1 protein-coding gene is annotated in these 1210 nt (G+C 75.0%); it reads right to left on the bottom strand.

Translation table 11 applies throughout. The features are described 5' to 3' along the window. Positions 1 to 86 precede the first annotated feature (86 nt). A partial coding sequence (locus ADK36_RS09480; protein ID WP_234329729.1) for a pyridoxal phosphate-dependent decarboxylase family protein occupies positions 87 to 1210 on the bottom strand: 1124 nt, incomplete at its 5' end.

A 1210-nucleotide genomic window follows, 5' to 3' on the forward strand; every position in this document is an offset into this window, starting at 1 on the left:
GTCCGGGGCTGAACGGGGGCTCGGGCCCGGGTGGAGGTCCGCTCGCGGGGTGGTGTGGGGGCCGGTGCGGGGGTTCGTCTTCGGGCTCATCCGGGGGTGTTTCCTTCCACCAGTTTCAGGAGGGCGGCCAGGTCGTCCGGGCGCGTGTGGGGGTTGAGGAGGGTGGTCTTGAGCCACAGGCGCCCGTCTATGCGGGCCCGGCCCAGGACCGCGCGGCCGTCGGTGAGGAGCCTTCGGCGTACGGCGGCGACGGCGTCGTCGGAGGCGTGTGCGGGCCGGAACAGGACCGTGCTGATGGTGGGCGGGTCGTAGAGCTCGAACGCGGGGTGACCGTGGACGAGGTCGGCGAACTCACGGGCCCTGTCGCAGACTTGCTCGACGAGCCGGCCGAGTCCGCTGCGGCCGAGGGCCTTGAGGGTGACGGCGATCTTGAGGACGTCGGGCCGGCGGCTGGTGCGCAGCGATCGGCCGAGCAGGTCGGGCAGGCCCGCCTCGATGTCGTCGTCGGCGTTGAGGTAGTCGGCGCGGTGGTGGAGCACCGCGAGGGTCCGCCGGTCACGTACGGCGAGAAGCCCCGCGGCGACGGGCTGCCAGCCCAGCTTGTGCAGATCGAGGGTGACGGTGTCGGCGGCGTCGAGACCGCTGAGCCGGTCACGGTACCGGTCGCTGAACAGCAGGCCCCCGCCGTAGGCGGCGTCGACGTGCAGTCGGGCGCCATGGGCGACGCACAGGGCGGCGATCTCGGGCAGCGGGTCGATGAGCCCGGCGTCGGTGCTCCCGGCGGTGGCGGCGACGAGATGCGGACCGGGCAGCTCGGTGAGGGCCTCGTCGAGCGCGGCGGGGTCGAGGACGCCGGCCGGGGCGGGCACGACGACGGGCTCGGACAGCCCGAGCAGCCAGGCGGCACGGGGCAGCGAGTGATGCGCGTTGGCTCCGTGGACGAGCCGGATACCGGCGCCGTGCGCTTCTCGGGCGAGGAGGAGGGCGAGTTGGTTGGATTCGGTGCCGCCGGTGGTGATCAGGGCGGAGGGGGTGACTCGGGCCGAGGGGGTTGCGCGGGCCGCAGCGGTGACGCGGGGGAAGGGGATGGTGCCGGGTGGGGGCGAGGTGCCAGGTGGGGGCGAGGTGCCGGCGGTTGCGGTCTCGGCGGGCTCCGGGGGTTCCGGGGCCCAAACCCCCCCCCCCCCCCCCCCCCTCCCCCACCCCCCCC

The sequence above is a fragment of the Streptomyces viridochromogenes genome (assembly GCF_001270495.1).
GTDB lineage: Bacteria > Actinomycetota > Actinomycetes > Streptomycetales > Streptomycetaceae > Streptomyces > Streptomyces viridochromogenes_A.